35 protein-coding genes and 1 pseudogene are annotated in these 23,211 nt (G+C 66.1%); 35 read left to right on the top strand and 1 reads right to left on the bottom strand.

All coding sequences use genetic code 11. The annotated features are described in order from the left end of the window. Positions 1–71 precede the first annotated feature (71 nt). The 6 genes from ACZ5XS_RS41610 (at position 72) to ACZ5XS_RS41585 (ending at position 6,872) form a co-directional block, all read left to right on the top strand. Positions 72–614: a DUF1707 and DUF4190 domain-containing protein gene (locus tag ACZ5XS_RS41610; RefSeq protein ID WP_308406648.1), complete on the top strand. Its 543-nt coding sequence runs from the start codon at positions 72–74 to the stop codon at positions 612–614. Positions 615–992: 378 nt separating this feature from the next. After that, positions 993–1,364, top strand: coding sequence for a 30S ribosomal protein S12 (gene rpsL, locus ACZ5XS_RS41605; protein ID WP_003948652.1), 372 nt, complete (start codon positions 993–995; stop codon positions 1,362–1,364). A 2-nt stretch (positions 1,365–1,366) separates the two neighbouring features. Next, positions 1,367–1,837, top strand: coding sequence for a 30S ribosomal protein S7 (gene rpsG / locus ACZ5XS_RS41600; RefSeq protein WP_005481264.1), 471 nt, complete (start codon positions 1,367–1,369; stop codon positions 1,835–1,837). 39 nt (positions 1,838–1,876) lie between these two features. Further along, on the top strand, positions 1,877–4,006 hold the full coding sequence (gene fusA, locus ACZ5XS_RS41595) for an elongation factor G (RefSeq protein WP_217237703.1): 2,130 nt from the start codon (positions 1,877–1,879) through the stop codon (positions 4,004–4,006). Between the two features lie 158 nt (positions 4,007–4,164). Beyond that, a complete protein-coding gene (gene tuf / locus ACZ5XS_RS41590; protein ID WP_217237702.1) occupies positions 4,165–5,358 on the top strand; it encodes an elongation factor Tu in 1,194 nt (397 codons plus the stop codon). A 293-nt stretch (positions 5,359–5,651) separates the two neighbouring features. Beyond that, positions 5,652–6,872, top strand: a complete 1,221-nt coding sequence (locus ACZ5XS_RS41585) for an acyltransferase family protein (protein WP_468660457.1) — start codon at positions 5,652–5,654, stop codon at positions 6,870–6,872. Positions 6,873–6,875: 3 nt separating this feature from the next. Here ACZ5XS_RS41585 and ACZ5XS_RS41580 read toward each other — a convergent pair whose 3' ends face one another. Next, complete coding sequence (locus tag ACZ5XS_RS41580) at positions 6,876–7,190, bottom strand: hypothetical protein (protein WP_468660439.1); 315 nt, start codon at positions 7,188–7,190, stop codon at positions 6,876–6,878. 677 nt (positions 7,191–7,867) lie between these two features. Between ACZ5XS_RS41580 and rpsJ the strand changes: the two genes are divergently transcribed. The 29 genes and pseudogenes from rpsJ to ACZ5XS_RS41435 form a co-directional block, all read left to right on the top strand. Beyond that, positions 7,868–8,176, top strand: coding sequence for a 30S ribosomal protein S10 (gene rpsJ / locus ACZ5XS_RS41575; protein WP_003948644.1), 309 nt, complete (start codon positions 7,868–7,870; stop codon positions 8,174–8,176). A gap of 17 nt (positions 8,177–8,193) precedes the next feature. Then, positions 8,194–8,838, top strand: coding sequence for a 50S ribosomal protein L3 (gene rplC, locus ACZ5XS_RS41570; protein WP_217237700.1), 645 nt, complete (start codon positions 8,194–8,196; stop codon positions 8,836–8,838). A gap of 8 nt (positions 8,839–8,846) precedes the next feature. After that, positions 8,847–9,503 carry a 50S ribosomal protein L4 gene (gene rplD, locus ACZ5XS_RS41565; protein WP_468660437.1) on the top strand — a complete coding sequence of 219 codons (657 nt, stop codon included), beginning with the start codon at positions 8,847–8,849 and terminating at the stop codon, positions 9,501–9,503. Continuing rightward, positions 9,503–9,922, top strand: coding sequence for a 50S ribosomal protein L23 (rplW, locus tag ACZ5XS_RS41560; protein ID WP_217237698.1), 420 nt, complete (start codon positions 9,503–9,505; stop codon positions 9,920–9,922). Before rplD ends, rplW begins: the two co-directional genes overlap by 1 nt. Positions 9,923–9,962: 40 nt before the next feature. Beyond that, positions 9,963–10,799 carry a 50S ribosomal protein L2 gene (gene rplB, locus ACZ5XS_RS41555; RefSeq protein ID WP_030039757.1) on the top strand — a complete coding sequence of 279 codons (837 nt, stop codon included), beginning with the start codon at positions 9,963–9,965 and terminating at the stop codon, positions 10,797–10,799. 12 nt (positions 10,800–10,811) lie between these two features. Then, on the top strand, positions 10,812–11,093 hold the full coding sequence (gene rpsS / locus ACZ5XS_RS41550; RefSeq protein ID WP_030619138.1) for a 30S ribosomal protein S19: 282 nt from the start codon (positions 10,812–10,814) through the stop codon (positions 11,091–11,093). 41 nt (positions 11,094–11,134) lie between these two features. Continuing rightward, positions 11,135–11,482, top strand: a complete 348-nt coding sequence (gene rplV / locus ACZ5XS_RS41545; RefSeq protein ID WP_006604878.1) for a 50S ribosomal protein L22 — start codon at positions 11,135–11,137, stop codon at positions 11,480–11,482. Next, positions 11,482–12,315: a 30S ribosomal protein S3 gene (gene rpsC / locus ACZ5XS_RS41540; protein WP_217237697.1), complete on the top strand. Its 834-nt coding sequence runs from the start codon at positions 11,482–11,484 to the stop codon at positions 12,313–12,315. Before rplV ends, rpsC begins: the two co-directional genes overlap by 1 nt. 5 nt (positions 12,316–12,320) lie before the next feature. Further along, positions 12,321–12,740 (top strand): 50S ribosomal protein L16, encoded by a 420-nt coding sequence (gene rplP, locus ACZ5XS_RS41535; protein WP_004927269.1) that lies wholly within the window; start codon positions 12,321–12,323, stop codon positions 12,738–12,740. Continuing rightward, positions 12,740–12,964, top strand: coding sequence for a 50S ribosomal protein L29 (rpmC, locus tag ACZ5XS_RS41530; protein WP_003998824.1), 225 nt, complete (start codon positions 12,740–12,742; stop codon positions 12,962–12,964). The genes rplP and rpmC overlap by 1 nt, the downstream gene beginning before the upstream one ends. Next, a complete protein-coding gene (rpsQ, locus tag ACZ5XS_RS41525) occupies positions 12,964–13,251 on the top strand; it encodes a 30S ribosomal protein S17 (protein WP_217237696.1) in 288 nt (95 codons plus the stop codon). The genes rpmC and rpsQ overlap by 1 nt, the downstream gene beginning before the upstream one ends. A gap of 104 nt (positions 13,252–13,355) precedes the next feature. Further along, the gene (gene rplN, locus ACZ5XS_RS41520) at positions 13,356–13,724 is read left to right on the top strand and encodes a 50S ribosomal protein L14 (protein ID WP_003998823.1); all 369 of its coding nucleotides are present in this window, start codon (positions 13,356–13,358) and stop codon (positions 13,722–13,724) included. A 2-nt stretch (positions 13,725–13,726) separates the two neighbouring features. Next, positions 13,727–14,050, top strand: a complete 324-nt coding sequence (gene rplX / locus ACZ5XS_RS41515) for a 50S ribosomal protein L24 (protein ID WP_006376030.1) — start codon at positions 13,727–13,729, stop codon at positions 14,048–14,050. Further along, a complete protein-coding gene (rplE, locus tag ACZ5XS_RS41510; protein ID WP_217237695.1) occupies positions 14,050–14,607 on the top strand; it encodes a 50S ribosomal protein L5 in 558 nt (185 codons plus the stop codon). Before rplX ends, rplE begins: the two co-directional genes overlap by 1 nt. A 5-nt stretch (positions 14,608–14,612) precedes the next feature. Then, the gene (locus ACZ5XS_RS41505; protein ID WP_003948630.1) at positions 14,613–14,798 is read left to right on the top strand and encodes a type Z 30S ribosomal protein S14; all 186 of its coding nucleotides are present in this window, start codon (positions 14,613–14,615) and stop codon (positions 14,796–14,798) included. A 214-nt stretch (positions 14,799–15,012) separates the two neighbouring features. Continuing rightward, a complete protein-coding gene (rpsH, locus tag ACZ5XS_RS41500) occupies positions 15,013–15,411 on the top strand; it encodes a 30S ribosomal protein S8 (protein WP_007384075.1) in 399 nt (132 codons plus the stop codon). A 24-nt stretch (positions 15,412–15,435) separates the two neighbouring features. Further along, the gene (rplF, locus tag ACZ5XS_RS41495; RefSeq protein WP_217237694.1) at positions 15,436–15,975 is read left to right on the top strand and encodes a 50S ribosomal protein L6; all 540 of its coding nucleotides are present in this window, start codon (positions 15,436–15,438) and stop codon (positions 15,973–15,975) included. A 3-nt stretch (positions 15,976–15,978) separates the two neighbouring features. Further along, the gene (gene rplR, locus ACZ5XS_RS41490) at positions 15,979–16,362 is read left to right on the top strand and encodes a 50S ribosomal protein L18 (protein ID WP_053753923.1); all 384 of its coding nucleotides are present in this window, start codon (positions 15,979–15,981) and stop codon (positions 16,360–16,362) included. A 41-nt stretch (positions 16,363–16,403) separates the two neighbouring features. Next, positions 16,404–17,012, top strand: a complete 609-nt coding sequence (gene rpsE / locus ACZ5XS_RS41485; RefSeq protein ID WP_217237693.1) for a 30S ribosomal protein S5 — start codon at positions 16,404–16,406, stop codon at positions 17,010–17,012. Beyond that, on the top strand, positions 17,012–17,194 hold the full coding sequence (gene rpmD / locus ACZ5XS_RS41480) for a 50S ribosomal protein L30 (RefSeq protein WP_005481207.1): 183 nt from the start codon (positions 17,012–17,014) through the stop codon (positions 17,192–17,194). Before rpsE ends, rpmD begins: the two co-directional genes overlap by 1 nt. A 2-nt stretch (positions 17,195–17,196) precedes the next feature. Further along, positions 17,197–17,652 (top strand): 50S ribosomal protein L15, encoded by a 456-nt coding sequence (rplO, locus tag ACZ5XS_RS41475; RefSeq protein ID WP_217237692.1) that lies wholly within the window; start codon positions 17,197–17,199, stop codon positions 17,650–17,652. A 454-nt stretch (positions 17,653–18,106) separates the two neighbouring features. Next, on the top strand, positions 18,107–19,420 hold the full coding sequence (gene secY, locus ACZ5XS_RS41470; protein WP_468660432.1) for a preprotein translocase subunit SecY: 1,314 nt from the start codon (positions 18,107–18,109) through the stop codon (positions 19,418–19,420). Next, positions 19,420–20,082, top strand: coding sequence for an adenylate kinase (locus ACZ5XS_RS41465; protein WP_468660430.1), 663 nt, complete (start codon positions 19,420–19,422; stop codon positions 20,080–20,082). The genes secY and ACZ5XS_RS41465 overlap by 1 nt, the downstream gene beginning before the upstream one ends. A 118-nt stretch (positions 20,083–20,200) precedes the next feature. Then, entirely contained in the window at positions 20,201–21,037 is an 837-nt protein-coding gene (gene map, locus ACZ5XS_RS41460) for a type I methionyl aminopeptidase (RefSeq protein WP_468660428.1), read from the top strand. Between the two features lie 304 nt (positions 21,038–21,341). Beyond that, on the top strand, positions 21,342–21,563 hold the full coding sequence (infA, locus tag ACZ5XS_RS41455) for a translation initiation factor IF-1 (protein WP_003948620.1): 222 nt from the start codon (positions 21,342–21,344) through the stop codon (positions 21,561–21,563). A 59-nt stretch (positions 21,564–21,622) separates the two neighbouring features. Next, a complete protein-coding gene (gene rpmJ, locus ACZ5XS_RS41450; RefSeq protein WP_003998809.1) occupies positions 21,623–21,736 on the top strand; it encodes a 50S ribosomal protein L36 in 114 nt (37 codons plus the stop codon). A 225-nt stretch (positions 21,737–21,961) separates the two neighbouring features. Further along, on the top strand, positions 21,962–22,342 hold the full coding sequence (gene rpsM, locus ACZ5XS_RS41445; protein WP_037680379.1) for a 30S ribosomal protein S13: 381 nt from the start codon (positions 21,962–21,964) through the stop codon (positions 22,340–22,342). A 65-nt stretch (positions 22,343–22,407) separates the two neighbouring features. Further along, positions 22,408–22,812 (top strand): 30S ribosomal protein S11, encoded by a 405-nt coding sequence (gene rpsK, locus ACZ5XS_RS41440; protein ID WP_003956432.1) that lies wholly within the window; start codon positions 22,408–22,410, stop codon positions 22,810–22,812. Between the two features lie 138 nt (positions 22,813–22,950). After that, a pseudogene (locus ACZ5XS_RS41435) lies at positions 22,951–23,211 on the top strand (DNA-directed RNA polymerase subunit alpha); the annotation flags it as partial.

Raw genomic sequence — 23,211 nt, 5'->3', positions numbered from 1 at the left:
GTGACGCGGTCTGTGCGGACGTGGCGGTTCGGCGCATCATGGAGGGACCTCGGGGATCGGGGAGGTGCTCGGTGTCGAATCCGTCGTGGCAGCCCTGGCAGCCTGGACAGGGCCTTCCACAGCCCTGGCAGGGCCACAGCGCCCCGTCCATGCTCGCCTCGCACGCCGATCGGGAGCGTGCCGTGGACGTGCTCAGAGCGGGCTATGGCGAGGGCCGGCTGGAGAAGTCCGAGTTCGACCGGCGGGTGGCGCGGGCCTACGCGGCTCGTACGGTCGGGGAGCTGGCGTTGGTGGTCGCGGACCTGCCTCAGGGGCCCGTGCCGCAGCCGGCGGGTGTGCCGGCCGTGCCGGGGACGTTCGTGCCCGTGGCGCGGCCGCGGACGAACGGGAAGGCGGTCGGCTCGGCGCTCTGCGGTGTGCTCTGTCTGCCCACGTTCGGGCTCACCGGTATCCCGGCGGTGGTCCTGGGGCATGCGGCGCGTGCGGAGATCCAGCGCACGGGGGAGGGCGGGGACGGGCTCGCGCTGACCGGACTGGCGCTGGGGTGGCTGTCCACCGCAGTCTGGGCCGCCGTACTGGCACTGTTGTTCGTGGTGGCCCTGGCGACCGGCTGAGTGTCCGCGGGGCGGCGTGCGCGGCTTGCGTGAGGCCGCGGCTCGAAGATCGGGAACGGCCGTCGGGGATGGTCCGGATCGTCGATTCGAAGATCACGGACGGTGCGTGAGTATGAGATGCGCCGCTTGGGTATGCGGGTGGGTCCCAGTTGTTTTGACCGCAGCGAATGAGCTAGGTACGCTCAGACCTTGTGCCTGGGGTGTGCCCTGGCTCCCGTGCGTGCCTTCAACCGCACATAGGGAGCCGTCACTGGCCACCGTAATCTGCGCTCTTTCTGCCTTGCGGCGGGGGTCTGCAGTATTCGACACACCCGACCGCGTGGGTCGGAGATGTTCCAGGTTAGCTTCACCATTCGGCACACAGAAACCGGAGAAGTAGTGCCTACGATCCAGCAGCTGGTCCGGAAGGGCCGGCAGGACAAGGTCGAGAAGAACAAGACGCCCGCACTCGAGGGTTCCCCTCAGCGTCGCGGCGTCTGCACGCGTGTGTTCACGACCACCCCGAAGAAGCCGAACTCGGCCCTGCGTAAGGTCGCGCGTGTGCGTCTGACCAGCGGGATCGAGGTCACCGCTTACATTCCGGGTGAGGGACACAACCTGCAGGAGCACTCCATCGTGCTCGTGCGTGGCGGTCGTGTGAAGGACCTGCCCGGTGTTCGCTACAAGATCATCCGCGGTTCGCTCGACACCCAGGGTGTCAAGAACCGCAAGCAGGCCCGCAGCCGCTACGGCGCCAAGAAGGAGAAGTAGAAATGCCTCGTAAGGGCCCCGCCCCGAAGCGCCCGGTCATCATCGACCCGGTCTACGGTTCTCCTCTGGTGACCTCCCTCATCAACAAGGTGCTGCTGAACGGCAAGCGCTCCACCGCCGAGCGCATCGTGTACGGCGCCATGGAGGGCCTGCGCGAGAAGACCAGCAATGACCCGGTCATCACGCTGAAGCGCGCGCTGGAGAACATCAAGCCGACCCTCGAGGTCAAGTCCCGCCGAGTCGGCGGTGCGACGTACCAGGTCCCGATCGAGGTCAAGCCCGGTCGCGCCAACACGCTCGCGCTGCGCTGGCTGGTCGGTTACTCCCGCGCCCGTCGCGAGAAGACCATGACCGAGCGTCTGCTCAACGAGCTTCTCGACGCCTCCAACGGCCTTGGTGCCGCTGTGAAGAAGCGCGAGGACACCCACAAGATGGCCGAGTCCAACAAGGCCTTCGCGCACTACCGCTGGTAGTCGCTACCCACATCGAGACCGAGAGAAGACGAAAGCCTTATGGCTACCACTTCACTTGACCTGGCCAAGGTCCGCAACATCGGGATCATGGCCCACATCGACGCGGGCAAGACGACCACCACCGAGCGGATCCTCTTCTACACCGGCGTCAGCTACAAGATCGGTGAGGTCCACGACGGCGCCGCCACCATGGACTGGATGGAGCAGGAGCAGGAGCGTGGCATCACGATCACCTCTGCTGCCACCACCTGTCACTGGCCGCTTGAGGACAACGACTACACGATCAACATCATCGACACCCCGGGCCACGTCGACTTCACGGTCGAGGTGGAGCGCTCGCTGCGCGTCCTCGACGGTGCCGTCACGGTGTTCGACGGTGTCGCCGGTGTCGAGCCGCAGTCCGAGACGGTGTGGCGTCAGGCCGACCGTTACGGCGTGCCGCGCATCTGCTTCGTGAACAAGCTGGACCGCACCGGCGCGGAGTTCCACCGCTGTGTGGACATGATCAAGGACCGGCTCGGTGCCGTGCCGATCATCATGCAGCTGCCCATCGGTGCCGAGATGGACTTCAAGGGCGTTGTGGACCTGGTCCGCATGAAGGCGCTCGTGTGGTCCGCCGAGGCGGCGAAGGGCGAGATGTACGACGTCGTCGACATCCCCGCCACGCACGCCGAGGCTGCCGAGGAGTACCGCGGCCGGCTGGTCGAGACCGTCGCGGAGAACGACGACGAGATCATGGAGCTGTTCCTGGAGGGCCAGGAGCCCACCGAGGAGCAGCTGTACGCCGCGATCCGTCGTATCACCATCGCGTCCGGCAAGTCCGACGGCGTCACGGTCACCCCGGTGTTCTGCGGTACCGCGTTCAAGAACAAGGGCGTCCAGCCCCTGCTCGACGCGGTCGTGCGCTACCTGCCGACCCCGCTCGACGTCGAGGCCATCGAGGGCCACGACGTGAAGGACCCCGAGCTGGTCGTCAAGCGCAAGCCGTCCGTGGACGAGCCGCTGTCCGCCCTCGCGTTCAAGATCATGAGCGACCCGCACCTGGGCAAGCTCACCTTCGTCCGGGTGTACTCGGGCCGCCTGGAGACCGGCACTGCCGTGCTGAACTCCGTCAAGGGCAAGAAGGAGCGCATCGGCAAGATCTACCGCATGCACGCGAACAAGCGTGAGGAGATCGAAGCGGTGGGCGCCGGCGACATCGTCGCCGTCATGGGTCTGAAGCAGACCACGACCGGTGAGACGCTCTGCGATGACAAGAACCCGGTGATCCTGGAGTCCATGGACTTCCCGGCTCCGGTCATCCAGGTCGCCATCGAGCCCAAGTCCAAGGGTGACCAGGAGAAGCTGGGTGTGGCCATCCAGCGTCTCGCGGAGGAGGACCCCTCCTTCCACGTTCACTCGGACGAGGAGACGGGCCAGACCATCCTCGGCGGTATGGGCGAGCTGCACCTCGAGGTGCTGGTCGACCGTATGAAGCGCGAGTTCAGGGTCGAGGCCAACGTCGGTAAGCCGCAGGTCGCCTACCGTGAGACGATCCGTAAGGCCGTCGAGCGCGTGGACTACACCCACAAGAAGCAGACCGGTGGTACCGGTCAGTTCGCCAAGGTGCAGATCGCGATCGAGCCCATCACCGAGGCCGACGGTCCGGCGTACGAGTTCGTGAACAAGGTCACCGGTGGCCGTATCCCGCGGGAGTACATCCCGTCGGTGGACGCCGGTGCGCAGGAGGCCATGCAGTTCGGCATCCTGGCCGGCTACGAGATGACCGGCGTGCGCGTCACGCTGATCGACGGTGGCTACCACGAGGTCGACTCCTCCGAGCTCGCGTTCAAGATCGCCGGTTCGCAGGCCTTCAAGGAGGCCGCCCGCAAGGCCAGCCCCGTGCTGCTCGAGCCCATGATGGCCGTCGAGGTCACCACGCCCGAGGACTACATGGGTGAGGTCATCGGCGACATCAACTCCCGCCGTGGTCAGATCCAGGCCATGGAGGAGCGGGCCGGTGCCCGCGTCGTGAAGGGCCTCGTGCCCCTCTCGGAGATGTTCGGCTACGTCGGAGACCTCCGCAGCAAGACCTCGGGTCGCGCAAGCTACTCGATGCAGTTCGACTCCTACGCCGAGGTTCCGCGGAACGTCGCCGAGGAGATCATCGCGAAGGCCAAGGGCGAGTAACGCACCGCGTTCACACGCCGTAGGCTTGACTCCGGAGCCTCGCGGGGCATTCCGCCGCAAACGGCGGAGGGAATGCCCCGGGGATCCGGGCCATCCAGCAAAGATCACCTGGCGCCGATGAAGTAAGGCGTACCAGAACCACTCCCAGGAGGACCCCAGTGGCGAAGGCGAAGTTCGAGCGGACTAAGCCGCACGTCAACATCGGCACCATCGGTCACATCGACCACGGTAAGACGACCCTCACGGCCGCCATTACCAAGGTGCTGCACGACGCGTACCCGGACCTGAACGAGGCCTCGGCCTTCGACCAGATCGACAAGGCTCCTGAGGAGCGCCAGCGCGGTATCACGATCTCGATCGCGCACGTCGAGTACCAGACGGAGACGCGTCACTACGCCCACGTCGACTGCCCCGGTCACGCGGACTACATCAAGAACATGATCACGGGTGCGGCGCAGATGGACGGCGCCATCCTCGTTGTCGCCGCCACGGACGGCCCGATGCCGCAGACCAAGGAGCACGTGCTCCTGGCCCGCCAGGTCGGCGTTCCGTACATCGTCGTCGCCCTGAACAAGGCCGACATGGTGGACGACGAGGAGATCCTGGAGCTCGTCGAGCTCGAGGTCCGTGAGCTCCTCTCCGAGTACGAGTTCCCGGGCGACGACCTGCCGGTCGTCAAGGTCTCGGCGCTCAAGGCGCTCGAGGGCGACAAGGAGTGGGGCCAGTCGGTCCTGGACCTGATGGCCGCCGTCGACGAGGCGATCCCGACCCCCGAGCGTGACGTCGACAAGCCGTTCCTCATGCCCGTCGAGGACGTCTTCACGATCACCGGTCGCGGTACGGTCGTCACCGGCCGTATCGAGCGTGGTGTCCTGAAGGTCAACGAGACCGTTGACATCATCGGCATCAAGCAGGACAAGACCACCACCACGGTCACCGGCATCGAGATGTTCCGCAAGCTGCTCGACGAGGGCCAGGCCGGTGAGAACGTCGGTCTGCTGCTTCGCGGCATCAAGCGCGAGGACGTCGAGCGCGGCCAGGTCATCATCAAGCCGGGTTCGGTCACCCCGCACACCGAGTTCGAGGCGCAGGCGTACATCCTGTCCAAGGACGAGGGCGGCCGTCACACGCCGTTCTTCAACAACTACCGCCCGCAGTTCTACTTCCGTACGACGGACGTGACCGGCGTCGTGACCCTCCCCGAGGGCACCGAGATGGTCATGCCGGGTGACAACACCGAGATGAAGGTGGAGCTCATCCAGCCCGTCGCCATGGAAGAGGGCCTGAAGTTCGCCATCCGTGAGGGTGGCCGGACCGTGGGCGCCGGCCAGGTCACCAAGATCAACAAGTAAGTCCGTTGATCTGACCTGGTAGCTCCAGCCGCGAGCACCTGAAGGGGCCCGTACGACTTCGGTCGTGCGGGCCTCTTCGCTGTCCGGAGTGCCGTGGGCGCCAACGGCTCGAGGGGGCAGGTGAAGTGTTGCCGAACGCTGTGGGGCGCGTCGGCGAGGTTTCGGGCAACTCCGCGGCGCCGGTGGCACGGAATGTTCTCGTCTGTTCTCTGTGGGGTGGTTGTGGCGGTCGTAGCGTGTGCGGCGGCCGGAGTTCTTCGAGTTTTCCCATGAGGACGGACTGACTGGTGCCGATGCGTGGTGCGGACGGCAGAACGACGATCCCGACGCGGGCGGCGGGCCTGGGCGGCACGCTGCAACAGCCGTTGCCCCCGCTCGCCGTGCCCACGGGGCGCTCGCCGCGGCCCGTCGGAGCGGGCCGCCGGACTGCCGTACGCGAGAGGGCGGGCCGCAGGCTGTACGCCATCGACGGCATCCGGCTGCTGGCCGCCCTCATGGTCGCCGTCCACCACTACGCCGGCACCCACCGCGTCGACCAGCCGGGCAACGCGATCTGGGACCGGCCGGTGTCCGACATCATGCCCACGGTGTTCCGCTTCGCCTCCTACGGCTGGATCGGCGTCGAGATCTTCTTCGTGATCAGCGGCTTCGTGATCTGCATGTCGTGCTGGGGGCGCTCCCCGCGGCAGTTCTTCGTGTCGCGGGTGATGCGGCTCTACCCCGCGTACTGGTTCGCCGTCGCCTTCACCACGGCCGTACTGGTGGCACTGCCCGGCGTCTGGGACCGCCTGCGCGCGCGGGACGTACTCCTCAACCTCACGATGCTGCAGTCCGGTTCGGGGGTCATGAACGTCGACGGCGTCTACTGGACCCTCTGGTCGGAGCTGCGCTTCTACCTGCTCTTCCTCCTCGTCGTCGCCACCGGGCTGACCTACCGGAAGGTCGTCGTCTTCTGCTGTGTCTGGGGTGCCGCCGCGATGCTCGCGCCGGTGTCCGGTCTGCCCCTGCTGGAGCTGCTGGCCAACCCCGACGGTGCCTGGTACTTCATCGCCGGCCTCGCCCTCTACCTCATGCACCGCTTCGGTCAGGACCTGTTGTTGTGGGGCATCCTCGCGATGGCGTGGCTGATGGGACAGCGGGAGCTGGGCCTGCGGATCGACGAGGTGGAGCACGTCTCCGGCTGGCGGGGGAGCGTGCTGATCTTCACCGTGTTCCTGCTGGCCATGGTCGCCATCGCGCTCGGCGCGACGGACCGCGTGCGAGGGAAGTGGCTGGTCACGGCGGGTGCGTTGACGTATCCGCTGTACCTGACGCACTACGCGGCCGGTACGACGCTGATCAACCGTTTGCGGGACACGATGGACGCCCGGGTGCTGGTCTGTGTGGTGCTCGCCGGATTCCTGGTGCTGAGCTGGCTGGTGCACCGGTTCGTGGAGCGGCCGGTGGCGGGGGTGCTGAAGCGGGGGCTGGACACGTCGTTCGCGCGGATGCGGAACGCCCGGGGACCGGCCTGAGCTTCACGCTCCGCGCTTGCGCTCCCAGGTCTGGAGACCGCCAGAGCGTAGGCGAGCCGGACGTCCAGGCCCCCAGGGGCGAGGCGGTCGTGAGAACGAGTGGTCGTCCGTGGTGCCGTCGAAGAAGGCGTACAGCAGCGCGAAGAGCGGGAAGAGGATCCAGGCGGGCGCGGGCACCACGTGGACGAGCCACGAGTACCAGGTGCCCTCCTTGCCCGTGACCTGCCGTGGGGTGTCGGTGAACCGCACGGACCAGAGGAGGCGTCGGGGCCAGGGCAGCAGGCGGCCGGGGCGGCGGAGGATCCGCGCCAGGAGCACGCGCCGCCGTGAATCCAGAAGGGTGGGGGAGTGTTGCGGCTCCGGCGTGGTGCGGAGCGTGTCGCGAAGACCCGGGCCGGTGGGGTTTCGGGGCGGCGGGCGGTCGACGTCATCTCGGCGTCGGCCGGCAGCCCGCGTGCCGGTGCGCCGCATACCGGGACGGGGTTGTTCGCGGCGACCAGGAACGTGTGGGGCGTGGTGTACACGGTGTTGCCCACTGTGCTGCCCGAACCCGCCATCGCAGGCGCGTAGCCACCCCAAAGGGTTTGACCTACGTCACTCCCGGGGTATTGTCTCCGGCCCGATTGGCCAGGCCCCTGCCCCATATGGCAGACTGTCGGAGTTGCTCGGTCGAGTGTTGATGCTGCGCGCCTCCCGCCGGGAGGACCGGAAGCGAGTCCCACAGTACTCGTCGCCCCAACTGCCAGGTGGCAGCGCTGGGGCGGACGTACGGGAATCTTTCGGGAAGTGTCAGTGCAGCGCCGGCCAGGCACCCGGTGGGCCTTCGCCCTCGGCTTGCGGTTCCGGAAGGGCCGTGCTTTCCCAGACGGGATGTTCCAGAGATGGGACCTCTGTGTCAGTGAGAGTGCGACACACCCGACCGCGTGGGTCGGAGAGCGAGTGTTCGGAACATCGGGTTCCAGAGCGTTAAACGAGAGACAGGACTACTAGTAGCCATGGCGGGACAGAAGATCCGCATCCGGCTCAAGGCCTACGACCACGAGGTCATCGACAGCTCGGCGAAGAAGATCGTCGAGACGGTGACGCGTACTGGTGCGTCGGTCGCGGGCCCGGTGCCGCTGCCCACTGAGAAGAACGTGTACTGCGTCATCAAGTCGCCGCACAAGTACAAGGACTCGCGCGAGCACTTCGAGATGCGCACGCACAAGCGCCTGATCGACATCCTCGACCCGACGCCCAAGACCGTTGACTCTCTGATGCGACTCGACCTCCCGGCCGGTGTCGACATCGAGATCAAGCTCTAGGGGCCGGTGATCTGAGAATGGCTAAGCAGATCAAGGGCATCCTGGGCGAGAAGCTCGGCATGACGCAGGTGTGGGACGAGAACAACCGTGTTGTTCCCGTCACCGTCGTCAAGGCCGGCCCCAACGTCGTCACCCAGGTCCGTACGAATGACTCCGACGGCTACGAGTCGGTCCAGATCGCCTTCGGCGAGATCGACCCTCGCAAGGTGAACAAGCCCCTCAAGGGTCACTTCGCCAAGGCCGACGTCACTCCCCGCCGCCACCTCGTCGAGATCCGTACCGCTGACGCCAGCGAGTACACCCTCGGCCAGGAGATCACCGCTGAGGTGTTCGAGGCCGGCATCAAGGTCGACGTGACCGGCAAGAGCAAGGGCAAGGGCTTCGCCGGTGTCATGAAGCGTCACAACTTCAAGGGCCTCGGCGCCGGACACGGCACCCAGCGCAAGCACCGCTCTCCCGGCTCCATCGGTGGCTGCGCCACCCCCGGCCGTGTCTTCAAGGGCATGCGTATGGCGGGCCGTATGGGTAACGAGCGGGTCACCACCCAGAACCTGACCGTCCATGCTGTTGACGCGGAGAAGGGACTGCTCCTCATCAAGGGAGCCATCCCCGGTCCGAACGGCGGCCTCGTCCTGGTCCGCACCGCGGCCAAGGGGGCCTGAGGTAACCGATGAGCACTGTTGACATCCTTTCGCCTGCAGGCGAGAAGACCGGAAGCGTCGAGCTCCCCGCGGAGATCTTCGGCGTGGAGAAGATCAGCATTCCGCTGATCCACCAGGTCGTCGTCGCGCAGAACGCCGCTGCCCGTCAGGGCACGCACAAGACCAAGCGTCGCGGTGAAGTCCGTGGTGGCGGCAAGAAGCCGTACCGCCAGAAGGGCACCGGCCGCGCCCGTCAGGGCTCGACCCGCGCGCCGCAGTTCGCAGGCGGTGGCGTCGTCCACGGCCCGCAGCCGCGTGACTACTCGCAGCGGACCCCGAAGAAGATGAAGGCTGCCGCTCTGCGTCACGCCCTCACCGACCGGGCCCGCCACAACCGCATCCACGTCGTCACCGGCGTGATCGAGGGCGAGAACCCCTCCACGAAGGCCGCCAGGACGCTGTTCGGCAAGATCTCGGAGCGCAAGAACCTGCTCCTGGTCATCGACCGCGCCGACGAGGCCGCGTGGCTCTCCGCCCGCAACCTGCCCCAGGTCCACATCCTGGAGCCGGGCCAGCTGAACACGTACGACGTGATCGTCTCCGACGACGTGGTCTTCACCCAGGCCGCTTTCGAGTCCTTCGTGTCCGGCCCGCAGGCCACCGACACCGAAGGGAGCGAGGCCTGATGGCTACGCGTCACCCGAGCATCGCCTCGAAGGCCGCCAAGGCCAAGAAGGTCGCGCGCGTCGCCAAGGCGCGTCGCCACGAGACCGAGGGCAAGAACACCGTCGTCACCCCGGTGAGCAAGTCGTTCACGGACCACCGTGACATCCTGCTCAAGCCGGTCGTGTCCGAGAAGAGCTACGCGCTTCTCGACGAGGGCAAGTACACCTTCATCGTCGCCCCGGGCGCCAACAAGACCCAGATCAAGCAGGCCGTCCAGGCGGTCTTCTCGGTCAAGGTCACCGGGGTCAACACGATCAACCGCCAGGGCAAGCGCAAGCGCACCAAGACCGGTTTCGGTCAGCGCGCCGGCTCCAAGCGCGCGATCGTGACCCTCGCTGAGGGCGACCGTATCGACATCTTCGGCGGTCCGACCGCCTGACGGCGGTCTGGATCGTCCGATATCGGACGAGGACTGAGAAATGGGAATCCGCAAGTACAAGCCGACTACGCCGGGCCGTCGTGGCTCGAGCGTCGCCGACTTCGTCGAGGTCACGCGGTCCACGCCGGAGAAGTCGCTGGTCCGCCCGCTGCACAGCAAGGGCGGCCGTAACAACGCCGGTCGTGTGACCGTTCGCCACCAGGGTGGCGGACACAAGCGCGCCTACCGAGTGATCGACTTCCGTCGTCACGACAAGGACGGCGTGCCGGCGAAGGTCGCGCACATCGAGTACGACCCCAACCGCACCGCGCGCATCGCGCTGCTGCACTACGCGGACGGCGAGAAGCGCTACATCCTCGCCCCGCGCAACCTGCAGCAGGGTGACCGCGTCGAGAACGGTCCCGGGGCCGACATCAAGCCGGGCAACAACCTGGCGCTCCGCAACATCCCGGTCGGTACCACGATCCACGCGATCGAGATCCGTCCCGGTGGCGGCGCCAAGTTCGCCCGCTCCGCAGGCGCCTCGGTGCAGCTGCTGGCGAAGGAGGGCACGATGGCCCACCTTCGTATGCCCTCCGGTGAGATCCGCCTGGTCGACCAGCGCTGCCGCGCCACGGTCGGCGAGGTCGGCAACGCCGAGCAGAGCAACATCAACTGGGGCAAGGCCGGGCGCAAGCGCTGGCTGGGCGTCCGCCCGACCGTTCGCGGTGTGGCGATGAACCCGGTTGACCACCCGCACGGTGGTGGTGAGGGCAAGACCTCCGGTGGTCGCCACCCGGTCTCGCCGTGGGGTCAGAAGGAGGGTCGTACTCGTTCGCCGAAGAAGGCTTCGAACAAGTACATCGTCCGCCGCCGCAAGACGAACAAGAAGCGCTAGGAGCGGGTTTAGATGCCGCGCAGTCTCAAGAAGGGGCCCTTCGTCGACGACCACCTGATCAAGAAGGTGGACGTCCAGAACGAAGCGGGTTCCAAGAACGTCATCAAGACCTGGTCCCGTCGCTCGATGATCGTCCCGGCCATGCTGGGCCACACGATCGCGGTGCACAACGGCAAGACCCACATTCCGGTGTTTGTCACCGAGTCGATGGTCGGCCACAAGCTCGGCGAGTTCTCGCCGACGCGCACCTTCCGGGGTCACGTCAAGGACGACCGGAAGTCGAAGCGCCGCTAACGCGGGGTGGAATGACCATGACAGACACTGGAAGGACAACCATGGAAGCCAGGGCCCAGGCGCGGTACATCCGCGTCACGCCCATGAAGGCCCGCCGAGTGGTGGACCTTATCCGTGGCATGGACGCCACGGAGGCTCAGGCGGTCCTGCGTTTCGCCCCGCAGGCCGCGAGCGTGCCGGTCGGCAAGGTGCTTGACAGCGCCATTGCCAACGCCGCACACAACTACGACCACACCGACGCCGGCAGCCTCGTCATCTCCGAGGCGTATGTCGACGAGGGTCCGACCCTGAAGCGGTTCCGTCCGCGTGCCCAGGGCCGCGCCTACCGGATCCGCAAGCGGACCAGCCACATCACCGTGGTCGTCAGCAGCAAGGAAGGAACCCGGTAATGGGCCAGAAGGTTAACCCGCATGGGTTCCGGCTCGGCATCACCACGGACTTCAAGTCCCGTTGGTACGCCGACAAGCTGTACAAGGACTACGTCAAGGAAGACGTCGCCATCCGTCGGATGATGACGTCCGGCATGGAGCGCGCCGGTATCTCGAAGGTGGAGATCGAGCGCACCCGTGACCGCGTCCGTGTGGACATCCACACGGCCCGTCCGGGCATCGTCATCGGCCGCCGTGGCGCCGAGGCCGACCGCATCCGCGGTGACCTCGAGAAGCTCACGGGCAAGCAGGTCCAGCTGAACATCCTCGAGGTCAAGAGCCCCGAGACCGACGCTCAGCTGGTTGCCCAGGCCGTTGCCGAGCAGCTCTCCTCCCGCGTCTCCTTCCGTCGCGCCATGCGCAAGAGCATGCAGGGCACGATGAAGGCCGGCGCCAAGGGCATCAAGATCCAGTGCGGTGGCCGCCTCGGTGGCGCCGAGATGTCCCGCTCGGAGTTCTACCGCGAGGGCCGTGTGCCCCTGCACACGCTCCGCGCGAACGTGGACTACGGCTTCTTCGAGGCCAAGACGACCTTCGGCCGCATCGGCGTGAAGGTCTGGATCTACAAGGGCGACGTCAAGAACATCGCCGAGGTCCGCGCCGAGAACGCTGCTGCCCGCGCCGGCAACCGCCCGGCCCGTGGTGGCGGCGGCGCCGACCGCCCGGCCCGTGGTGGCCGTGGTGGCGAGCGTGGCGGTCGCGGTCGCAAGCCGCAGCAGGCTCCCGCTGCCGAGGCCCCCAAGGCCGACGCTCCGGCTGCCGCTCCGGCTGAGAGCACCGGAACGGAGGCCTGACCGAAATGCTGATCCCCCGACGGGTCAAGCACCGCAAGCAGCACCACCCGAAGCGCCGCGGTCAGGCCAAGGGTGGTACGACGGTCGCGTTCGGCGAGTACGGCATTCAGGCCCTCACGCCGGCGTACGTGACCAACCGCCAGATCGAGGCGGCCCGTATCGCGATGACCCGCCACATCAAGCGTGGCGGCAAGGTCTGGATCAACATCTACCCGGACCGCCCGCTCACGAAGAAGCCTGCCGAGACCCGCATGGGTTCCGGTAAGGGTTCGCCGGAGTGGTGGATCGCGAACGTGCACCCGGGACGGGTCATGTTCGAACTGTCCTACCCCAACGAGAAGATCGCCCGTGAGGCCCTGACTCGCGCAGCCCACAAGCTGCCGATGAAGTGCCGGATCGTCAAGCGCGAGGCAGGTGAAGCGTGATGTCGGCCGGTACCAAGGCGTCCGAGCTGCGCGAACTGGGTGACGAGGAGCTTCTCGCGAAGCTCCGCGAAGCCAAGGAAGAGCTGTTCAACCTCCGCTTCCAGGCGGCGACCGGTCAGCTCGAGAACCACGGTCGGCTCAAGGCCGTCCGTAAGGACATCGCGCGGATCTACACCCTGATGCGTGAGCGCGAGCTGGGCATCGAGACGGTGGAGAGCGCCTGATGAGTGAGAGCAACGTGACTGAGCAGACTGCAGAGGCCCGCGGCTTCCGCAAGACCCGTGAGGGCCTGGTCGTCGGCGACAAGATGGACAAGACCGTCGTCGTCGCCGTCGAGGACCGCGTCAAGCACGCGCTGTACGGCAAGGTCATCCGCCGTACGAACAAGCTCAAGGCGCACGACGAGCAGAACGCTGCCGGCGTCGGCGACCGCGTCCTCCTCATGGAGACGCGTCCGCTGTCCGCCACGAAGCGCTGGCGCGTCGTCGAGATCCTCGAGAAGGCCAAGTAATTTCCTGCGGGGCAAACCCCGCAGGACAGTTCCGCCAGGCTCGGCGAGCTCCGTAAGTAACTTGCGGAGCTCGCCGGGAACCGGCAGACAAACAGGAGATAGACGTGATCCAGCAGGAGTCGCGACTGCGTGTCGCCGACAACACTGGTGCGAAGGAAATCCTTTGCATCCGTGTGCTCGGTGGCTCCGGTCGCCGCTACGCGGGCATCGGTGACGTCATCGTCGCCACCGTCAAGGACGCGATCCCCGGTGGCAACGTGAAGAAGGGTGACGTCGTCAAGGCGGTCATCGTTCGCACCGTCAAGGAGCGCCGCCGTCCGGACGGCTCGTACATCCGCTTCGACGAGAACGCCGCTGTCATTCTGAAGAACGACGGCGACCCTCGCGGCACCCGTATCTTCGGCCCGGTGGGTCGTGAGCTGCGCGAGAAGAAGTTCATGAAGATCATCTCGCTCGCGCCGGAGGTGCTGTAAGCATGAAGATCAAGAAGGGCGACCTGGTCCAGGTCATCACCGGTAAGGACAAGGGCAAGCAGGGCAAGGTCATCGCGGCCTTCCCCCGTGAGGACCGTGTCCTGGTCGAGGGTGTCAACCGGGTCAAGAAGCACACCAAGGCCGGCCCGACCGCCAAGGGTTCGCAGGCCGGTGGCATCGTCACGACCGAGGCCCCTGTCCACGTGAGCAACGTTCAGCTCGTCGTGGAGAAGGACGGCAACAAGGTCGTCACGCGTGTCGGTTACCGCTTCGACGACGAGGGCAACAAGATCCGCGTTGCCAAGCGGACGGGTGAGGACATCTGATGACGACCACCACCACTCCGCGTCTGAAGACGAGGTACCGCGAGGAGATCGCGGGCAAGCTGCGTGACGAGTTCAAGTACGAGAACGTCATGCAGATCCCCGGTCTCGTCAAGATCGTGGTCAACATGGGTGTGGGCGACGCCGCCCGCGACTCCAAGCTGATCGAGGGCGCCATCCGCGACCTCACCACGATCACCGGTCAGAAGCCGGCCGTCACCAAGGCCCGCAAGTCCATCGCGCAGTTCAAGCTGCGTGAGGGTCAGCCGATCGGGGCCCACGTCACGCTTCGTGGCGACCGCATGTGGGAGTTCCTGGACCGCACCCTGTCGCTCGCGCTGCCGCGCATCCGCGACTTCCGCGGCCTGTCTCCCAAGCAGTTCGACGGTCGTGGCAACTACACCTTCGGTCTCACCGAGCAGGTCATGTTCCACGAGATCGACCAGGACAAGATCGACCGCGTCCGGGGTATGGACATCACCGTGGTCACCACGGCGACCAACGACGCTGAGGGCCGCGCGCTCCTTCGTCACCTCGGCTTCCCCTTCAAGGAGGCGTGAGCGAGATGGCGAAGAAGGCTCTGATTGCCAAGGCTGCTCGTAAGCCCAAGTTCGGAGTACGCGGCTACACGCGCTGCCAGCGCTGCGGCCGTCCGCACTCCGTGTACCGCAAGTTCGGCCTGTGCCGCGTCTGCCTTCGTGAGATGGCTCACCGTGGCGAGCTGCCGGGCGTGACCAAGAGCTCCTGGTAATCCCCCTAATCAGGGATTTCCGGAGCTCTCGGTAAGCAATGGGCGTGTCAGGCGCCCACCCCTTCATGGCTTAGGCTTGGAGGGTTGGGCGCCTGATGGTCGCCCGTACGACTTACTACGCCGTAGGTCCACCGCGCCGCACCCGCCCCGTCTCGGATCGGGGAGAGGGATGGCGCACCAGGAAACCCCGGCGAGAGAGGCCGAAGGCCAATTCATGACCATGACTGATCCGATCGCAGACATGCTTACGCGTCTGCGGAACGCGAACTCGGCATACCACGACTCCGTGACGATGCCGGCATCGAAGATCAAGTCGCACATCGCGGAGATCCTCCAGCAGGAGGGCTTCATCACGGGCTGGAAGGTCGAGGACGCCGAGGTCGGCAAGAACCTCGTTCTCGAGCTGAAGTTCGGCCCGAACCGTGAGCGCTCCATCGCGGGCATCAAGCGGATCTCCAAGCCCGGTCTCCGGGTGTACGCGAAGTCCACCAACCTGCCGAAGGTGCTCGGCGGCCTGGGCGTGGCGATCATCTCCACGTCGCACGGGCTTCTCACCGACAAGCAGGCCGGCAAGAAGGGCGTAGGCGGAGAAGTTCTCGCCTACGTCTGGTAACGGAAGGGAACGGAGGAAACAGCTATGTCGCGTATTGGCAAGCTCCCCATCACGGTTCCCGCCGGCGTGGACGTCACCATCGACGGCCGTACGGTCTCGGTCAAGGGCCCCAAGGGTTCCTTGAGCCACACCGTCGCTGCGCCGATCGACATCGCCAAGGGTGAGGACGGCGTACTCAACGTCACCCGCCCCAACGACGAGCGTCAGAACAAGGCCCTGCACGGCCTGTCCCGCACGCTGGTGGCGAACATGATCACCGGCGTGACCCAGGGTTACGTGAAGAAGCTCGAGATCAGCGGTGTCGGTTACCGCGTACAGGCCAAGGGATCGAACCTCGAGTTCGCTCTGGGCTACAGCCACCCGATCACCGTCGAGGCGCCCGAGGGAATCACCTTCAAGGTGGAGAACCCGACCCGCTTCCAGGTCGAGGGCATCGACAAGCAGAAGGTCGGCGAGGTTGCGGCCAACATCCGCAAGCTGCGCAAGCCCGACCCGTACAAGGCCAAGGGTGTCAAGTACGAGGGCGAAGTCATCCGCCGCAAGGTCGGAAAGGCGGGTAAGTAAGCCATGGCATACGGACAGAAGATCCTCAAGGGCGACGCCTACAAGCGCGCCGCGATCAAGCGCCGCCACATCCGGATCCGCAAGTCGATCAACGGTACGGCGGAGCGTCCTCGTCTGGTCGTGACCCGCTCGAACCGCCACATCGTGGCCCAGGTGATCGACGACCTCAAGGGTCACACCCTTGCGTCGGCGTCCACCCTGGACACCTCGATCCGCGGTGCGGAGGGCGACAAGTCGGCGCAGGCCAAGCAGGTCGGCGCCCTGGTCGCCGAGCGTGCCAAGGCCGCCGGTGTCGAGGCTGTCGTATTCGACCGTGGTGGCAACCAGTACGCCGGGCGGATTGCTGCCCTGGCGGACGCCGCCCGCGAAGCCGGACTGAAGTTCTGAGCCGGTTCCGTAGCTAGCGGAAACAGAGAGAGGTAATTCCAATGGCTGGACCCCAGCGCCGCGGTGGCGGTGCCGGTGGCGGCGAGCGGCGGGACCGGAAGGGCCGTGACGGCGGCGCAGCTGCCGCCGAGAAGACCGCTTACGTTGAGCGCGTCGTCGCGATCAATCGTGTCGCCAAGGTTGTGAAGGGTGGTCGTCGCTTCAGCTTCACCGCGCTGGTCGTGGTGGGCGATGGTGACGGCACCGTGGGTGTCGGTTACGGCAAGGCCAAGGAGGTGCCGGCCGCCATCGCCAAGGGTGTTGAGGAGGCCAAGAAGCACTTCTTCAAGGTCCCCCGTATCCAGGGCACCATCCCGCACCCGATCACGGGTGAGAAGGCTGCCGGCGTCGTGCTGCTCAAGCCGGCGTCCCCGGGTACCGGCGTTATCGCCGGTGGTCCGGTGCGTGCCGTGCTCGAGTGCGCCGGTATCCACGACATCCTGTCGAAGTCGCTCGGCTCGTCGAACGCGATCAACATCGTGCACGCGACCGTGGCGGCCCTGAAGGGCCTGCAGCGTCCCGAGGAGGTCGCGGCCCGCCGCGGTCTGCCGCTCGAGGACGTCGCTCCCGCGGCTCTGCTGCGTGCGCGTGCCGGGGCTGGTGCTGCGTAATGGCTCAGCTCAAGATCACGCAGACGAAGTCGTACATCGGCAGCAAGCAGAACCACCGTGACACCCTGCGCTCCCTTGGTCTCAAGGGCATCAACACGCAGGTCGTCAAGGAGGATCGTCCCGAGTTCCGCGGCATGGTGCACACCGTCCGCCACCTCGTGACGGTCGAGGAGGTCGACTGATCATGGCGGAGAACAACCCGCTCAAGATCCACAACCTCCGTCCCGCCCCGGGCGCCAAGACCGCCAAGACCCGTGTGGGTCGTGGTGAGGCGTCGAAGGGTAAGACGGCTGGTCGTGGTACCAAGGGCACGAAGGCCCGCTACCAGGTTCCGGCGCGCTTCGAGGGTGGCCAGATGCCCCTCCACATGCGCCTTCCGAAGCTCAAGGGCTTCAAGAACCCGTTCAAGACCGAGTTCCAGGTCGTGAACCTCGACAAGCTGGGCGCCCTGTACCCGGAGGGTGGCGAGGTCACCGTCGAGGGGCTCGTCGCCAAGGGTGCCGTTCGCAAGAACAGCCTCGTCAAGGTCCTCGGCCAGGGCGAGATCTCCGTGGCGCTGCAGGTGACGGTCGACGCCGTCTCCGGCTCCGCCAAGGAGAAGATCACCGCCGCCGGCGGTACCGTCACCGAGCTCGTCTGATTTCCTCGGACGTCTCGCTGACTTGAACGATCCCGCTCGGGGATACCTCTTTTGTGGGTATCCCTGGCTGAAAAGGGCCCGCCGATATTTCGGCGGGCCCTTTTCCTATGAGGCGGGTCACCGCGGGAGTCCCGGACATGTCATCCCACATGTCACCCCACAGGTCACGGCACAGTTCGGCCGCTTTCGTAGAGGTGATTGATCTGAAATGCGGCGGTGTGCGTGGAAGAAGCGATTAGCGGACGTGGCGCGGAGCCGGTCCCGGGCGGCCGTCATCGGGTTCGTCCGCTTCTTGCAAGGGGGTCGGCACTGTTAGAGTCCTGTGGTCCATCCATAGCTAGTGGTGACAGGTGTCTGTCTCCCTCAGCACTGTTGGGCGACCGTCTACTGGCTTTTCAAGGCCTTGTCAACGACTAGCCTCCCTGCTCTGCGTGCGGGGGGCGCAGGAGGCTCCGTGCTCACCGCGTTCGCCCGGGCGTTCAGGACGCCCGACCTGCGCAAGAAGCTGCTCTTCACGCTCGGCATCATCGTGGTCTACCGCGTCGGCACGCATGTGCCGATCCCCGGTGTCGACTACAGGAACGTACAGACCTGCATCGACCAGGCCAGCGCCAACTCGGGTCTGTTCGGGCTGGTCAACATGTTCAGTGGTGGCGCGCTGCTGCAGATCACCATTTTTGCGCTCGGCATCATGCCGTACATCACGGCGAGCATCATCCTGCAGCTGTTGACCGTCGTGATCCCGCGTCTGGAGGCCCTCAAGAAAGAGGGACAGGCCGGTACGGCGAAGATCACGCAGTACACCCGTTATCTGACGGTGGCGCTCGCCGTCCTGCAGGGCACCGGCCTGGTGGCCACGGCCCGCAGCGGTGCGCTCTTCAGCGGTTGCCCGGTCGCCACCTCGATCGTGCCGGACCGCTCGATCTTCTCCACGATGACCATGGTCATCACCATGACCGCCGGCACGGCCGTCGTCATGTGGCTCGGTGAGCTCATCACCGACCGTGGTATCGGCAACGGCATGTCGATCCTGATGTTCATCTCGATCGCCGCGACCTTCCCGTCCGCGCTGTGGGCCATCAAGCAGGAGGGCTCCCTGGCCGACGGCTGGATCGAGTTCGGCACCGTGGTCGCCATCGGTCTCGTCATGATCGGCCTGGTCGTCTTCGTCGAGCAGGCTCAGCGCCGCATTCCGGTCCAGTACGCGAAGCGCATGATCGGCCGCCGTTCCTACGGCGGCACGTCGACGTACATCCCGCTGAAGGTCAACCAGGCGGGCATCATCCCTGTGATCTTTGCCTCGTCGCTGCTCTACATCCCGGCACTGGTCGCGCAGTTCTCCGGTGGAAACTCCGGTTGGAAGACCTGGATCGAACGAAATCTCGCGGATCCGGCTGCTCCGGCGCACGTCACTCTCTACTTCTTCCTGATCGTCTTCTTCGCCTTCTTCTACGTCGCGATCTCCTTCAACCCCGAGGAAGTCGCCGACAACATGAAGAAGTATGGTGGCTTCATCCCGGGCATCCGGGCTGGCCGACCGACCGCTGAGTACCTGAGCTACGTACTCAACCGGATCACCTGGCCGGGATCGCTGTATCTGGGTCTGATCGCTCTCATCCCGACAATGGCGTTGAGTGGTTTCGGTGCAAACCAGAACTTCCCCTTCGGCGGCACCAGCATCCTGATCATCGTGGGTGTCGGCCTCGAGACGGTGAAGCAGATTGAGAGCCAGCTTCAGCAGCGCAATTACGAAGGGTTCCTCCGCTGATGCGAATCGTCCTCGTCGGACCGCCGGGTGCGGGAAAGGGCACGCAGGCCGCCTACCTCGCCCAGAATCTGTCGATCCCGCACATCTCCACGGGCGACCTGTTCCGGGCCAACATCAGCCAGCAGACGGAACTCGGCAAACTGGCGAAGTCCTACATGGACGCCGGCAACCTGGTCCCCGACGAGGTCACCATCGCGATGGCCAAGGACCGCATGGAGAAGCCGGACGCCGAGAACGGGTTCCTTCTCGACGGCTTCCCCCGGAACGTGTCGCAGGCCGAGGCGCTGGACGAGATGCTGCAGGCCGAGACCATGAAGCTGGACGCGGTGCTGGACCTCGAGGTCCCCGAGGCAGAGGTCGTCAAGCGCATCGCCGGCCGCCGCATCTGCCGTAACGACTCGGCGCACGTCTTCCACGTGACGTACAAGGCGCCGAAGCAGGACGGCGTCTGCGACGTCTGCGGCGGCGAGCTGTACCAGCGGGACGACGACTCCGAGGAGACGGTCCGCAAGCGGCTGGAGGTCTACCACACGCAGACCGAGCCGATCATCGACTACTACAAGGCGCAGGGTCTGGTCGTCACGATCTCGGCGCTCGGCAAGGTCGAGGACGTCACCGGCCGGGCCATGGAGGCACTGAAGCGCGAGGACGACGCCGCGTAGTCGTTCGTACGTGCCGTAGCCGCGGTTCCCCTCCTGGGGGGCCGCGGCTGTTGCGTGGGTGCACGTATCGTTGAAGACACCCGTCACACCCCTCGGTCGCAGAAAGGCCCCCGCCCCCATGGTGCAGATCAAGACCCCCGAGCAGATCGCCAAGATGCGTGAGGCGGGGCTGGTCGTCGCCGCCATTCACGCGGCGACGCGTGAGGCAGCGGTGCCCGGGGCCACGACGAAGGACCTGGACCAGGTCGCGCGCAAGGTGCTGGCGGAGCACGACGCGAAGCCGAACTTCCTCGGGTACGGCGGTTTCCCCGCGACCATCTGCACCTCGGTGAACGAGGTCGTCGTCCACGGCATCCCGTCGGACGAGGTCGTCCTCAAGGACGGCGACATCATCTCCATCGACTGCGGCGCGATCATCGACGGCTGGCACGGCGACGCGGCCTACACGGCCTTCGTGGGCTCCGGTCACGCCCCGGAGCTCATCGAGCTCTCCCGGGTGACGGAGGAGTCGATGTGGGCCGGTATCGCGGCCATGAAGCAGGGCAACCGGCTCGTGGACGTGTCCCGGGCCATCGAGACGTACATCCGCCGCCAGCCCAAGGCCGGCGGTGGGCGTTACGGCATCATCGAGGACTACGGCGGCCACGGCATCGGCACCGAGATGCACATGGACCCGCACCTGCTGAACTACGTCGACCGCCGCCGCGGCAAGGGCCCCAAGCTCGTCCCCGGCTTCTGCCTCGCCATCGAGCCGATGGTCTCCCTGGGCACGCCCAGGACCGAGGTCCTCCAGGACGACTGGACGGTCATCACCACCGACGGCACGTGGTCGTCGCACTGGGAGCACTCGGTCGCGCTGACGGAGGAGGGCCCGCTGGTCCTGACGGCTCCGGACGGCGGCAAGGCGAAGCTCGCGGAGCACGGGATCACGGCGGCGCCGGATCCGCTTGCCTGAGCGCGTTCCCGGATGCCGGGTCCTGTCCGGACGCCGGCCGCGCGTACGCGGTGGCTGGTCGCGCCCCCACGCGGCGGAGCCGGCGCATCGGCCGGCCCCGCGCCTCTTCAGGGCGCCTGGCGCCGGGCTGGGTCACAGGCCGACGTGCTTAGAGATCTCCGGCCCGGGGCAGACTCTCTCGATTCGTCTTTCCGGGTGCGCTGTCGTAGACTGACTCGTCGGCTCTCGTGCACCCGCATGTCCGCATGCGCTCGTATGAGACGCAAAGGGAGTCGATCAAGGTAGTCGATTCGAAGGGCGAAGCGTGGCCAAGAAGCAAGGTGCCATCGAGATCGAGGGCACTGTCGTCGAGTCTCTTCCGAACGCCATGTTCAAGGTCGAGCTCCAGAACGGCCACCAGGTCCTGGCGCACATCAGCGGCAAGATGCGTATGCACTACATCCGTATCCTCCCTGACGACCGGGTCGTGGTGGAGTTGTCTCCGTACGACCTGACGCGTGGCCGGATCGTCTACCGGTACAAGTAGATCTTGCCTTTGCCCCGCTTCCGGCGGGGTGGTGGCACTGACCCGGAGAACCTCACCCCATGAAGGTCAAGCCGAGCGTCAAGAAGATCTGCGACAAGTGCAGGGTGATCCGCCGTCACGGTCGGGTCATGGTCATCTGCGAGAACCCGCGGCACAAGCAGCGCCAGGGCTGACGCACGACCCACCCTCTGCTCTTCGCAGAACTTCGCGCGACGCGAGCTGAACATGTTCATACGCAGGACCCAGGCATCGCGAGCGATCGCCTGACACCCCCGGTTCGGAGGCCGGGGACCCAGTTCGTACCAAGTCTTTCGCTGCATCCATGGATCAGCGTGAAGAGGCCGGCGGCTGGGGGTCGGTTCTGTGGAAGACCTCCGAAGATCAACTGGAGCCATTGAATGGCACGCGTTTCCGGTGTTGACATCCCGCGCGAAAAGCGCGTGGAGGTCGCCCTGACCTACGTGTTCGGCATCGGCCGGACCCTTTCCCAGCTCACGCTGGCCGAGACCGGCATCGACCCGAACACCCGGGTTCGCGACCTCTCCGAGGAGCAGCTGGTCGCGATCCGCGAGTACGTCGACAACAACATCAAGACCGAGGGTGACCTCCGTCGCGAGATCCAGGCCGACATCCGCCGCAAGGTCGAGATCGGTTGCTACCAGGGTCTCCGTCACCGTCGCGGTCTGCCTGTCCGCGGTCAGCGCACCAGCACGAACGCCCGCACCCGCAAGGGCCCGCGTCGCGCCATCGCCGGTAAGAAGAAGCCGGGCAAGAAGTAGTCCTCAGCGGACGCTCATCAGCGGTCTTCAGCTGTAGGACCGACCACCTCCCGTAGGAGTTATAGATGCCCCCCAAGGGTCGTCAGGGCGCTGCCAAGAAGGTGCGCCGCAAGGAAAAGAAGAACGTCGCTCACGGCCACGCGCACATCAAGAGCACGTTCAACAACACGATCGTCTCGATCACGGACCCCTCGGGCAACGTGATCTCCTGGGCCTCCGCCGGCCACGTCGGCTTCAAGGGCTCGCGCAAGTCCACCCCCTTCGCCGCGCAGATGGCCGCCGAGTCGGCCGCCCGCCGCGCGCAGGAGCACGGCATGCGCAAGGTCGACGTCTTCGTGAAGGGCCCGGGCTCCGGTCGCGAGACCGCGATCCGCTCCCTCCAGGCCACCGGTCTCGAGGTCGGCTCCATCCAGGACGTCACCCCCACCCCGCACAACGGCTGCCGTCCGCCCAAGCGCCGCCGCGTCTGAGGCTCGGTCGTCCTGAGGTTCCGGGCGGTACGGCTCTTCGGAGGCGTGCCGCCCGTACCCTTGCAGAAGTAACACCATCGGGCTGCCGCCCGGAGCAGGGCGTCAAATAGCGGGCGCCCCTGACTGAAGGATCGCACCATGCTGATTGCTCAGCGTCCCTCGTTGACCGAAGAGGTCGTCGACGAATTCCGCTCCCGGTTCGTGATCGAGCCGCTGGAGCCGGGCTTCGGCTACACCCTCGGCAACTCCCTGCGTCGTACGCTCCTGTCCTCGATCCCGGGTGCGGCGGTCACGTCCATCCGCATCGACGGCGTTCTGCACGAGTTCACCACCGTGCCGGGCGTCAAGGAGGACGTCACCGACCTGATCCTCAACATCAAGCAGCTGGTCGTCTCCTCG

Source organism: Streptomyces sp. NPDC033131 (genome assembly GCF_055578365.1).
Note: the sequence above shows the minus strand (reverse complement) of the source record. Positions and strands in the feature narration are given on the sequence as shown.

Excerpts from the sequence above, each read along its gene's own strand:
- rpmC (WP_003998824.1), top strand. The coding sequence starts at position 12,740 with ATGTCGGCCGGTACCAAGGCGTCCGAGCTGCGCGAACTGGGTGACGAG.
- ACZ5XS_RS41585 (WP_468660457.1), top strand. The coding sequence starts at position 5,652 with ATGCGTGGTGCGGACGGCAGAACGACGATCCCGACGCGGGCGGCGGGC.
- rpsJ (WP_003948644.1), top strand. The coding sequence starts at position 7,868 with ATGGCGGGACAGAAGATCCGCATCCGGCTCAAGGCCTACGACCACGAG.
- rpsH (WP_007384075.1), top strand. The coding sequence starts at position 15,013 with ATGACCATGACTGATCCGATCGCAGACATGCTTACGCGTCTGCGGAAC.
- rplB (WP_030039757.1), top strand. The coding sequence starts at position 9,963 with ATGGGAATCCGCAAGTACAAGCCGACTACGCCGGGCCGTCGTGGCTCG.
- rpsS (WP_030619138.1), top strand. The coding sequence starts at position 10,812 with ATGCCGCGCAGTCTCAAGAAGGGGCCCTTCGTCGACGACCACCTGATC.
- rplP (WP_004927269.1), top strand. The coding sequence starts at position 12,321 with ATGCTGATCCCCCGACGGGTCAAGCACCGCAAGCAGCACCACCCGAAG.
- rpsQ (WP_217237696.1), top strand. The coding sequence starts at position 12,964 with ATGAGTGAGAGCAACGTGACTGAGCAGACTGCAGAGGCCCGCGGCTTC.
- rplX (WP_006376030.1), top strand. The coding sequence starts at position 13,727 with ATGAAGATCAAGAAGGGCGACCTGGTCCAGGTCATCACCGGTAAGGAC.
- rpsC (WP_217237697.1), top strand. The coding sequence starts at position 11,482 with ATGGGCCAGAAGGTTAACCCGCATGGGTTCCGGCTCGGCATCACCACG.
- rpsE (WP_217237693.1), top strand. The coding sequence starts at position 16,404 with ATGGCTGGACCCCAGCGCCGCGGTGGCGGTGCCGGTGGCGGCGAGCGG.
- rplV (WP_006604878.1), top strand. The coding sequence starts at position 11,135 with ATGGAAGCCAGGGCCCAGGCGCGGTACATCCGCGTCACGCCCATGAAG.
- rplO (WP_217237692.1), top strand. The coding sequence starts at position 17,197 with ATGGCGGAGAACAACCCGCTCAAGATCCACAACCTCCGTCCCGCCCCG.
- rpmJ (WP_003998809.1), top strand. The coding sequence starts at position 21,623 with ATGAAGGTCAAGCCGAGCGTCAAGAAGATCTGCGACAAGTGCAGGGTG.
- rplE (WP_217237695.1), top strand. The coding sequence starts at position 14,050 with ATGACGACCACCACCACTCCGCGTCTGAAGACGAGGTACCGCGAGGAG.
- rpsG (WP_005481264.1), top strand. The coding sequence starts at position 1,367 with ATGCCTCGTAAGGGCCCCGCCCCGAAGCGCCCGGTCATCATCGACCCG.
- rplR (WP_053753923.1), top strand. The coding sequence starts at position 15,979 with ATGGCATACGGACAGAAGATCCTCAAGGGCGACGCCTACAAGCGCGCC.
- rplD (WP_468660437.1), top strand. The coding sequence starts at position 8,847 with ATGAGCACTGTTGACATCCTTTCGCCTGCAGGCGAGAAGACCGGAAGC.
- rplW (WP_217237698.1), top strand. The coding sequence starts at position 9,503 with ATGGCTACGCGTCACCCGAGCATCGCCTCGAAGGCCGCCAAGGCCAAG.
- rplF (WP_217237694.1), top strand. The coding sequence starts at position 15,436 with ATGTCGCGTATTGGCAAGCTCCCCATCACGGTTCCCGCCGGCGTGGAC.
- rplC (WP_217237700.1), top strand. The coding sequence starts at position 8,194 with ATGGCTAAGCAGATCAAGGGCATCCTGGGCGAGAAGCTCGGCATGACG.
- rpsK (WP_003956432.1), top strand. The coding sequence starts at position 22,408 with ATGCCCCCCAAGGGTCGTCAGGGCGCTGCCAAGAAGGTGCGCCGCAAG.
- rpmD (WP_005481207.1), top strand. The coding sequence starts at position 17,012 with ATGGCTCAGCTCAAGATCACGCAGACGAAGTCGTACATCGGCAGCAAG.
- map (WP_468660428.1), top strand. The coding sequence starts at position 20,201 with ATGGTGCAGATCAAGACCCCCGAGCAGATCGCCAAGATGCGTGAGGCG.
- ACZ5XS_RS41465 (WP_468660430.1), top strand. The coding sequence starts at position 19,420 with ATGCGAATCGTCCTCGTCGGACCGCCGGGTGCGGGAAAGGGCACGCAG.
- ACZ5XS_RS41505 (WP_003948630.1), top strand. The coding sequence starts at position 14,613 with ATGGCGAAGAAGGCTCTGATTGCCAAGGCTGCTCGTAAGCCCAAGTTC.
- rpsM (WP_037680379.1), top strand. The coding sequence starts at position 21,962 with ATGGCACGCGTTTCCGGTGTTGACATCCCGCGCGAAAAGCGCGTGGAG.
- fusA (WP_217237703.1), top strand. The coding sequence starts at position 1,877 with ATGGCTACCACTTCACTTGACCTGGCCAAGGTCCGCAACATCGGGATC.